Genomic DNA, 10,045 nt, shown 5'->3' with positions numbered 1-10,045 from the left:
CTCTGGCGGACGTGGCGCGGTTCCAGGAGACCCGGCGCGGCTCTGGCGGACGTGGCTCGGTTCCAGGAGACCCGGCGCGGCTCTGGCGGACGTGGCTCGGTTCCAGGAGACCCGGCGCGGCTCTGGCGGACGTGGCGCGGTTCTAGGGGAGCGGGCGTCTGCCGCGGACCTGGGCTCGGTCCGCGGCCGCGGCGCCCTCGTGCCATCCGGCCTCGTCGGTGATCCCGCGCATCCTGGTCGTCACCGTCTCCGGGAACATCCGGTCCAGCTGGTCCGTGACGGCCACGTCACGGGCCGCCAGGACCGGCAGCAGGTCCCCTTCCGTGGCGGTCACCTGTTCCTCGGCGACCGACGCGAGCCGGTCGCCGATCCGGTGCGCGTACGCGGCCAGGAACGACTGCCGGAAGGTCTTCGTACGCTTGCGGCCGCCCGCCCGCTGCGCCGCCTCCGCCTTCGTCATCGCGGCCGTGGCCTGCACGAGGAGCGAGGTGTACAGGAGCTCGACCGCCTCCAGGTCGGGTTCGAAGCCGACGACGGTCGAGAAGCAGAGGGCGTCGTTCCACACGGCCCGGCAGCGGTTCGCCCCCGCGACCGCGTCCAGGAGCACGGCCTTGGCCGTCTCGTACGGCGGCTCGACGCCGACGCGGCAGGCGCCGGGCGCGTCCTTCGCGTGGGTGCGGGCCGCGAGCAGCGCCTCGTCGATGGTGTGCCGCGCCATCAGCTCCTGCGCCTTGGCGCTCAGCGCCTCCGCCTCCTCCGGGAACCCGGTCGCCTCCGCCTTCGCGAGCAGGGCGCGGATGCGGGTGAGCATGCGCGTCTCCTGCGGGGCGGCGGCCGTCACCGGTGTCCGGGGCGGGTACAGGGGCTCGATGGCCGGCAGGCGCAGGAGCAGGCGGTAGAGCTCCAGGGTCGCGGTGGCGCGTGAGAAACGGTCGGCCCTGAGGTCGTGGGGTTCGGCCGCCAGCTCGTCGAGCTGGGCCGCCCAGCGCGCGCCCCGGGGTTCGCGGTCGCCGTCCCGCTGCTCGAGGATCGAGGAGATCACCAGGCGTACGTGTACGTCGTCCAGGTCGCGTCGCACGATCCGTACGACGTCGGCGGGCTGCCAGCCACGCCGCCAGGCAGCCGCCACGAACTCCTCACCGCGCCGGGCGAGTTCGGCGTCGGAGGCCGGGTCGGCCGCGAGCACGGAGGCTCCGGTGTCGAGCGCCGCGTCGGTGTCGGCGTAGAGGGCGGCCGCGAAGGCGCGCTCCACGGTGCTGGACGTACTCATCCCCCGATCGTGTCACGGGCGGCCCGGGTCTCCGCGTACACCCCGGCGCCGCGGCCGCCAACTGTCCACAGCCTGTGGACAGTGCTCCGCCCGCCCGGATCCTGCGGCGGACACCCTGTCCCACTTCCCCCTCCCGAGGATGCCCGGCCGCGCCACCCCGGGCGCTCCACGGCACTACTCGAAGTGTCAACTCCGGGTTGACACTCATGAACTGTCAACCTAACGTTGACACATGACGACGAACTCTCCCGGCAAGGCATCCGTGCGTCTCGACGACCTCATCGAGGCCATCAAGAAGGTGCACACCGACGCGCTCGACCAGCTCCAGGACGCGGTGATCGCGGCGGACCACCTCGGCGAGGTGGCCGACCATCTGATCGGGCACTTCGTGGACCAGGCGCGGCGTTCGGGGGCGTCCTGGACGGACATCGGCAGGAGCATGGGCGTGACCCGGCAGGCCGCGCAGAAGCGCTTCGTGCCCAAGGCGGAGGCGGACCTCGACCCCAGCCAGGGCTTCGGCCGTTACACCGACCGGGCCAGGAAGGCCGTCGTGGTCGCGCACGAGCGGTGCAAGGCCCTGGGCGGGACCGAGGGACTGCCCGAGCACCTCGTCCTCGGCCTGCTCAGCGAGCCCGACGCGCTCGGCGCGCGGGCCATCACCGCGCAGGGAGTCTCCCTTGACGCCGTCCGCGAGGCGGCCGTCGCCGCGCTCCCGCCGGCCGTCGACGAGGTCCCTGAGCTGGTCCCGTACGGGCCGGCGGCCAAGAAGGTCCTGGAGCTCACGTTCCGCGAGGCCCTTCGCCTCGGTCACAACTACGTCGGCACCGAACACATCCTGCTCGCCCTGCTGGAGTTCGAGAACGGCCAGGGCGTGCTCAGCGGCGCGGGCGTCGACAAGGCGGCGGCCGAGGCACACATCGGACGCATGATCACGGAACTGGTGAAGGAGAAGACGGAGGCGGAGAGCGCGTCCTAGGGCAACCGAGGGCAGGGCTCGGGCATCGCCCGGGGCGCGGCTCGGGACTCGGCTCGGGACACGGCTCGGGACACCGCTAGGGACACCGCTCGAAGGAGCAGCCCGCAAGCGGCCGCGGGAACGCCGGAGGGAATGTCCGGACGCGAGCCCGGGGCGACCGGAGGGACCGTCCCGCGTCGGCGGCGGCGCCGGACCGGCATTGTCAGACCCTCCTGCGAGACTCGGAGGCATGACCGAGCGCTGGGCTCTCGCGCCGGCCGAGGACGGTGGCGTGGAGCTCGCCGCCCTCGGCCCGGACGGGCTGCCCGCGGGGGAGGTCCGCCGGGAGGCGGACCTCGCGGAGGCCGTACGGGCCCGGCCGGACGTGAGCCGGTGGGTGTGGCGGTCGACGGCCGATGTCTATCCGCGACTGCTCGCCACGGGGGTGCGAGTGGAGCGGTGTTATGACATGGAGGCCGCCGAGACCCTGCTGCTCGGACACGAGGGGCGGCTCGGCGAGCCCCGGTCGGCGGCCGCCGCGCTGGCGAGACTGCGCGGCGGCCCCGTGCCGCCGGACCCGCCGCAGCGTTCCGCCGAGCCCGGATTACAGTCCTCCCTCTTCGAACCCCGCCCGGTGCACGTGCCGTTGGCGGATCTCCTCGCGGTCTACGCCGACCAGCAGCGCCGGCACGACGCGGCCGCGCACCCGGACCGGATGCGGCTGCTCACGGCCGCCGAGTCCGCGGGAATGCTGGTGGCCGCCGAGATGAACCGGGCCGGGCTGCCGTGGAGCGCCGACGTCCACCGGGACGTGCTGCACGAACTGCTCGGCGAGCGGTACACCGGGGGCGGTGAACCCCGGCGCCTCGCCGAACTCACCGACGAGGTCTCCGCCGCGTTCGGGCGGCGGGTCAGACCCGACCTGCCGGCCGACGTCGTCAAGGCGTTCGCGCAGGCCGGGATCAAGGTCAGGTCCACCCGGCGATGGGAGATCGAGTCGATCGAGCATCCGGCGGTGAAACCGCTGATCGAATACAAGAAGCTGTACCGGATCTGGGTCGCCCACGGCTGGTCCTGGCTCCAGGACTGGGTGCGCGACGGGCGGTTCCGGCCCGAGTACCTGCCGGGCGGGACCGTCACCGGACGCTGGGTGACCAACGGGGGCGGCGCGCTCCAGATCCCCAAGGTGATCCGGCGTGCCGTCGTCGCAGATCCCGGCTGGCGGCTGGTCGTCGCCGACGCCGACCAGATGGAGCCGCGCGTCCTCGCGGCCGTCTCCCGCGATCCGGGTCTGATGGAGGTCGCGGGCCGGGAGAGCGACCTCTATCAATCGGTCTCGGACCGGGCGTTCTCCGGCGACCGGGCGCAGGCCAAGCTCGCCGTGCTCGGCGCCGTCTACGGCCAGACCTCAGGCGACGGCCTGAAGAACCTCGCCCTGCTCCGCCGCCGTTTCCCCAAGGCGGTCGCGTACGTGGACGACGCGGCCCGCGCGGGCGAGGAGGGGCGCCTGGTGCGCACCTGGCTGGGCCGGACCTGCCCTCCGGCGGTCGGATCGGGCGACGGCGGCGGGGAGGCGGGCATCCCGCAGGACGATCCCGTCGACACGGCCGTCGACCAGGGCTGGGTGCCGGGGTACGCGTCTTCCGACTCCCGCGCCCGCGGACGGTTCGCGCGCAACTTCGTCGTGCAGGGCAGTGCCGCCGACTGGGCCCTGCTGATGCTGGCGGCTCTGCGCCGCACCTGTGCGGGGCTCGCCGCCGAGCTGGTCTTCTTCCAGCACGACGAGGTGATCGTGCACTGCCCCGCCGAAGAGGCCGACGCCGTGGTGGCCGCCATCCGGGACGCGGCCGAACTCGCGGGCCGCCTCACCTTCGGCGAGACCCCGGTGCGCTTTCCCTTCACGACGGCGGTCGTACGGTGCTACGCGGACGCGAAGTGACGCGGTCAGACCGCTCTGTCCGCTCTGTCCGCTCTTTCCACCCTGTCCGCTCCTTCGACCCCTTCGACCCCTTGGGCTCGTTCGGCTCCTTCGGCCAGCAGCGTCCGCAGTTCGCCCGTCACCGGGCTGTCCGTCTCCGCCAGGGCCTCCAGAGCCGACGCCCACTCCTCGTAGGCCGCTTCGAAGTCGCCGCATTCCCGGAGCAGCAGGCCCGCCTGGTGACGGGCGAGCCCTCCGGTGTACCGGTCGGCCCGGCGGTCGGCACGGCACCGCAGCAGATCGCACTCGCGCGCCGCGCGTTCCCGGTGACCGACACCGCGCAGGGCCCGCACCAGGCCGAGCCTGGTCTGTGACTCGCCGTGCCAGTCGCCGTGGCCGCCGAGGATGCGCAGGCTCTCCTCGAAGTGCGGCACGGCGGCGGCCGGTTCGCCGAGCGTGAGGTGGGCGTAGCCGATGTTGCAGTGCGCCGAGTGCCGGATGATCACGTCGTGCAGGATGTCGCCGATCGCGAGACTGCGTTTGTGGTGATCGATGGCGGCTCGCGGGTCGGTGTGCTCGTACAGGTTGCCGAGGTGGCTGTAGGTGATGGCCTCCATGTGCGGGTCGCCCAACTCCCTTGAGAACTGGAGACTCTGGAGCAGCGCCTCACTCGACTCGGCGTGGCGGCCGAGGGTTTCGAGGAGCATGCCCCGGTTGTTCAGGGCCCGTCGCTGGCAGGAGCGCACGCCGAGGCGGCGCCAGATCGCCAGCGCCTCGTCGTTCAGGGTCAGGGCGTCGGCCACCCGGCCCGTCATGAAGTGCAGACCCCCGAGGTCGCCGAGCGCGTACGCCTCCGCGGCCTCGTCGCCGAGCAGCCGCGCCGCGTCGAGCGCGGCCCGCTGAAGGACCTCCAACTCGGCCACCCGGCCACTGCGTTGGACGTACGGGTTGAGCAGGCGGGCCAGCAGGGGGAAGTACGGCGAGCCGTGCGCGTACCGCTCCGCGAGCGCGACCACGTTCGCCAATTCGGTGTCGCCCCAGGCGAAGGCCTCCCGGGCGGAGCAGAACGGGGGTGTGGCCGCCACGTCCGCCGCGTGCCCGGCCGGCTGCGAGGCGGTCGGCCTGCCGCGGTCCTCCCTGTCGAGACCGGGTTCGAGAATCGCCTCCAGGGAGCGGGCGGCGACACCGGCGTACCAGCGCAGGGCACGTTCGGCGACGACGGCGTCATCGCCGAGCAGGGCCGGGCCGTTGGCGACGTGGCCGGCGACGACGTCCGTGGCCGCGGGCCTGGGTGCCGGCCCGGGCGCGGGCGCTGTCTCAGCCGCGGGCCCGGGGGCCGACGTGGGCGCGGGCGCTGTCGCGAGGACGCACTCCGCCGCGCCCGCGATCTCCCGGGCGAAGTCCCGTACGAGATCGTGCGGCGCGTACCGCCCGTACGCGGTCTCGTCCAGGAGGGCGACGTCGACCAGGCGGTCGAGCGCGGCCTCGGCACGACGTTCGTCGGTGCCGGTGAGGCGGGCGACGAGGGCGGCACCGTACGCGGGCAGGTCGAGCGCGCCGATACGGCACAGGGCGAGCGCCGCGTCCCGGTCGGCCTCGCGCTCGGAGGCGCGCAGCGCGTCGTGCGCGACGGCGAGCGAGCGGCGCACGCTCAGGTCGTCGTACTCCAGATGATGCAACCGGCCTTCTGTCGCGGCCAGTTGACCGGCGAGAACGTCGGGGGTCAGTGCGCGGCGGGCGGCGAGACGGGCCGCGACCACCCGGAGCGCCAGCGGCAGCCGGCCGGTGAGTTCGACGAGGGGGTGACCTCCGTCGAGCCCTTCTCGGCGGCCGGAGACCGCGCGGAGCAGGGCCGCGCTGTCCTCGTCCGTCAGCGGCGCGAGCGGGAAACGGTCGGCGCCGTCCAGGGCGGTGAGCGGAGAGCGGCTCGTCACGATCACCGCGCAGCCCGCGCCGGCCGGCAGCAGTGGCCGCACCTGGGCGGCGTGCGCGGCGTCGTCCAGCACCATCAGGGTGCGGGTGGGAGCGAGCATCGACCGGAGCAACGCCGCCGCCGCGTCGGGGTGTTCGGGGATCCGCCGGGGTTCCGTCCCCAGGTCGCGCAGGAGCGCGGCGAGCGCCTGACCGGCGGTGAGCGGGGTCATGCCGGGGGTGGCGCCGTGCAGGTTGACGTACAACTGGCCGTCGGTGAATCGTTCCCGCAGTCCGTGCGCGACGTGCAGTGCGAGCGCGCTCTTGCCGACGCCCGCCATGCCGCTGATCACGGCGACGCGTGGCAGTACGGTGGCGGGCTCGCCGGCGAAGGGCCGGTCGTGCGGGCCAGTGTCGCCTCCGGCGCCGTCGGGGGACCCGTCGGCGTACGCGCCACCGGCGAACGTGACACCGGCGGTCGCACCGCTGTCGGTCGCATGGCCGTCGGTCGTATGGCCTGCGGTCGTACGGCCGTCGGTCGCCCGGCCCTCGGTCGTGGGGTCGGTCACCTGGCCGGTCGTCCGGGCGGGCGCCCCGGCGGGCGTCGTGACACCGGGGCCCGCCTCGGACGCACGCGCGGACGCACGGTCGAACGCGCCTGCGGATGCTCCGGCGTCGGGGCGGCCCGGGGCGTCGGCCGGGTGCGCCCGGCGCGGCGAGGGCTCCGGGTCCAGGACTCGGAAGAGCTGGTCGCGGACGTCTTCACGTCCGGTGAAGTGGGGCGGGGGCGGGGGAAGTTGAGCGGGCCGGGGAGGTACGCCGACGCCGCGCTCGCCCCGGCCGGAGCCGACCACGGACTCCGCCGTGCCGGCGTCAGCGTGCCGACCACGACCTCCGTCCCGGTCGCCGCTCCTGTCCTGGTCGACGTTCCTGTCTTGGTCGACGTTTCCGTCCGGGCTGACACTCCCGTCCCGGTCGACCTTCCCGTCCCGGCTGGTGTTCCCGACCCGGCTGGTGTTCCCGACCTCACCCACGTTCCCGCGCCTGTCACGGCCGCCGTCGCCACCACGACCGGCGCGCTCAGCCCCGGCGGCATCGCCCTCGCGACCACCGTCTCCAACACGGCCAGGACCCCCGTACCAGCCATCGTCTTCGTCGCGGTCGACAGTCCCGGCCTCGCCGACACTGTCCTCCCGACCGGCAGCCCGATCACCGTCGACGCTCGCGTCACGGCCTACACCCCCGCCCCGGCGGTAATCGCCGCCGTGACCCACACCGCCGTCCCGACCGGCGATCCCATACCTGGCGGCGTCGTCGGCGCCGTCGCCGCCCTGGCCTACGCCCCAGCCGTTGTCCGCCTCGCCGCCACTGCCTCCGGCCTCGCCGGTGTGTCCGAAAGTGCCTCTGTCGTCACTCCTGGTGCCGTCCCTCTCGCCACGCCAGGACTGATCGCCGCTCCCAGCCCGATCGTGCCCCCCGTCGGCGTCGCCGCTCGACGGCTGGTCGGCGTTCCCGGCCTTCCGCCGGTCGTCGGCGTCGCCGCCCCGGCGTCTGTCGCCGCCTCGTCTCCGGTCCGCGCCCACGCCCGGGATCCAGGCACTGCCCCCGTCGGCGCCCCCGCTCCCGCTCCCCTGCGGATCTCCGGAACCGTCCTGGAGCCCGTTCCCGCCCGGGGGCACGTCGTCGGTACGGGCCTCGCCCGGGAGCCGGTCGTAGTCCCGCAGGATCTCCAGGTGGGCCCTGCGCACGGCGGGCCCCGGTTCGATGCCGAGTTCGTCGAGCAGGCGGGCCCGCAGATCGCGGTGGACGGCCAGGGCCTCGGCCTGGCGCCCGGTGCGGTGCAGCACCAGCATCAGCAGCCGGTGGAACGACTCGCGCAGAGGATGCCCTGCCGTGCGGGCGGCCAGTTCCGGTGCCAGCCGGTCGAGCCGGGAGGCCGTCGGATCGAGGCACAGCTCCGCCTCGTACGCCCACTCCAGGACGAGCAGCCGCCCCTCCTCCAGGCGCTGGACGAAGGCGTGTCCGCCGGTCTCGGGCGGGAGGCCGCTCAGGGGGGTGCCGCGCCACAGCGCGAGCGCGGCGGTGGCCTCGCGCAGCGCCCGCTCCCAGTCGCGCTCGGCGTGCGCGTCCCGCGCGGAGGTGGCGTGCCGCTCGAAGACTCGGACGTCCAACTCGCCCTCGCCGACCCGCAGGACGTACCCCGGAGAGACCGCGCGCAGCCGTTCCGGATCGTCGAGCAGACGGCGCAGCCGGGTCACATGGTTCTGGAGGGACGCCTGGGCGGAGGCGGGCGGCGCCCCGCCCCACAGCGCGTCCTTGAGCGCGTCGACGGAGACGACCCGGCCCGGTTCGAGGAGCAGCGCGGCGAGCAGGGCGCGCATCTTCCGGCCACCGATCGAGACGACCTCGCCATCGGCGTCGTACAGGACCGGCGGCCCCAGCAGTCCGAACCGCAGCCCGTTCCGCATCACGCCGCCCCATCGCCTTTCCGCCCGGCCGCGCCGGCCGCGCACCACGGCGGTTTCGTGCCTCTCGGGACGAGTTCACGCCGGTCAACTGATCGTCCCCGAGGGAACCGTTGGCCATATGTTAGCGATCCGTTGGCGCAGGCTGATGTGATCAAGCCATCGGATCTGGCCCGACGGTGCGCGCGTACTACGCGTAACTCGGGGGAGTGTCGCCGCCGTGGCCGGATCCGGGGACGTCAGAGGCCCCGGTCGTCGAGGTGATCGACCGGGGCCTCCGTCCGTACCCGGCCGGTGGGCCGTCCCGGATGACGAGCGGTGCCGCTCCGGGTGACGAACGCCTCGGAGCAGACACGTCGACGCAGACGCTTCGGAACAGACGCCTCGAAACAGACGCCTCGGAACGGCAAGCCGTCTCGTGTGGCGAGCCGGCCGACGGCCTACGGGTTCAGCCCGTTCAGCCGACCGACGACCCGCGGGTTCAGCCGACTCACGACCTACAGGCTCGGACGAACCGCAGGCTCGGACGACCGGCAAGCTAGGTGGACCGGCAGGTTCAGACGACCGACCGGTTCAGACGACCGACCGGCTCAGATGACGGGCGGCCGGCCGAGGCGGGTGAGCCGCCAGACCGTCCGCCACCGCATCGGGCGCCGCTCTCCGCCGGGCCGCCGCAGCCCCTCCGCGAAGCCGCCGAACCAGGCCCTCAGCCCGCCGACCGACCGCGTCCGCAGGAGCGTGAGCGCGATCCAGATCCCCAGGTGCACGGGAATCAGCACCAGGGGCAGCCGGCGGCGGGTGAGCCAGACCCGGTTGCGGGCGGTCACGCGGTAGTAGATGGCGTGCCGGGCGGGCGAGGTCTTGGGGTGCTGGAGCAGCAGTTCGGGCTCGTACAGCACGGTCCAGCCGGCGTCGATGGCCCGCCAGGCGAGGTCGGTCTCCTCGTGCGCGAAGAAGAACTCGGCGGGCCAGTCCCCCGTCTCGGCCAGCATCGGCATGGACAGCGCGTGGCCGCCCCCGAGGAAGCCGGTGACCGGTCCGCCGCGCATCGGGTCCTTGGCGCCGACCCGCGGCACATGGCGGCGCTGCGTCTCCCCGTGCTCGTCGGCGATACGGAAGCCGACGATGCCGAGGCGCGGCCGGGCAGCGTACAGATCGCGCACCTTGCGCAGCACGTCGCCGTCGACGAGGAGCCCGTCGTCGTCGAGCTCGACGACCACGTCCACGTCCCCGAACTCACGGAGCCGGCTCAGGCCGACGTTCCGGCCACCGGGGCAGCCGAGGTTGTCGTCCAGCTCGACGGTGGTCACCTCGCCCGGCAGGCCGAGCCGTTCGGCGAACTCGGGCAGCGGACAGCCGTTGCCGACAATCACGATCCGGGTGGGGGCCACGTCCTGCTTGGCCACGGAGGTGAGCAGTGCGTCGACCTCCACGGGCCGGTTGCCCATGGTCACCACGGCAACTGCGATCCGTGGCCCCTCCTCCGCCTGCGACACGACACCCACCCCATCCCGGCCGACAACTGT

5 protein-coding genes are annotated in these 10,045 nt (G+C 73.8%); 2 read left to right on the top strand and 3 right to left on the bottom strand.

The window, feature by feature from the left end; genetic code table 11:
• Positions 1 to 142: 142 nt before the first annotated feature.
• Positions 143 to 1,270, bottom strand: coding sequence for a DUF2786 domain-containing protein (locus tag ACFYYF_RS17870; protein ID WP_388776602.1), 1,128 nt, complete (start codon positions 1,268 to 1,270; stop codon positions 143 to 145).
• Between the two features lie 232 nt (positions 1,271 to 1,502).
• Between ACFYYF_RS17870 and ACFYYF_RS17865 the strand changes: the two genes are divergently transcribed.
• Together ACFYYF_RS17865 and ACFYYF_RS17860 are read left to right on the top strand one after the other, a co-directional pair.
• The gene (locus ACFYYF_RS17865; protein WP_388776599.1) at positions 1,503 to 2,246 is read left to right on the top strand and encodes a Clp protease N-terminal domain-containing protein; all 744 of its coding nucleotides are present in this window, start codon (positions 1,503 to 1,505) and stop codon (positions 2,244 to 2,246) included.
• A 229-nt stretch (positions 2,247 to 2,475) separates the two neighbouring features.
• Positions 2,476 to 4,164: a bifunctional 3'-5' exonuclease/DNA polymerase gene (locus ACFYYF_RS17860; protein ID WP_388776597.1), complete on the top strand. Its 1,689-nt coding sequence runs from the start codon at positions 2,476 to 2,478 to the stop codon at positions 4,162 to 4,164.
• 5 nt (positions 4,165 to 4,169) lie between these two features.
• On the opposite strand, the gene ACFYYF_RS17855 is transcribed toward ACFYYF_RS17860, so the two are convergent.
• Together ACFYYF_RS17855 and ACFYYF_RS17850 are read right to left on the bottom strand one after the other, a co-directional pair.
• Positions 4,170 to 8,522: a BTAD domain-containing putative transcriptional regulator gene (locus tag ACFYYF_RS17855; RefSeq protein ID WP_388776594.1), complete on the bottom strand. Its 4,353-nt coding sequence runs from the start codon at positions 8,520 to 8,522 to the stop codon at positions 4,170 to 4,172.
• 587 nt (positions 8,523 to 9,109) lie between these two features.
• Positions 9,110 to 10,024, bottom strand: a complete 915-nt coding sequence (locus tag ACFYYF_RS17850) for a glycosyltransferase family 2 protein (protein ID WP_388776591.1) — start codon at positions 10,022 to 10,024, stop codon at positions 9,110 to 9,112.
• Positions 10,025 to 10,045: the final 21 nt, after the last annotated feature.

This window comes from Streptomyces sp. NPDC001914, from assembly GCF_042891215.1.
GTDB lineage: Bacteria > Actinomycetota > Actinomycetes > Streptomycetales > Streptomycetaceae > Streptomyces.
The sequence above is the reverse complement of the archived record's forward strand: the minus strand, read 5'-3'. Positions and strand labels throughout refer to the sequence as shown.

What these genes read in the sequence shown, in the direction of transcription:
- ACFYYF_RS17870 (WP_388776602.1), bottom strand. Translation starts at nt 1,270, where the DNA reads ATGAGTACGTCCAGCACCGTGGAGCGCGCCTTCGCGGCCGCCCTCTAC.
- ACFYYF_RS17865 (WP_388776599.1), top strand. Translation starts at nt 1,503, where the DNA reads ATGACGACGAACTCTCCCGGCAAGGCATCCGTGCGTCTCGACGACCTC.
- ACFYYF_RS17860 (WP_388776597.1), top strand. Translation starts at nt 2,476, where the DNA reads ATGACCGAGCGCTGGGCTCTCGCGCCGGCCGAGGACGGTGGCGTGGAG.
- ACFYYF_RS17855 (WP_388776594.1), bottom strand. Translation starts at nt 8,522, where the DNA reads ATGCGGAACGGGCTGCGGTTCGGACTGCTGGGGCCGCCGGTCCTGTAC.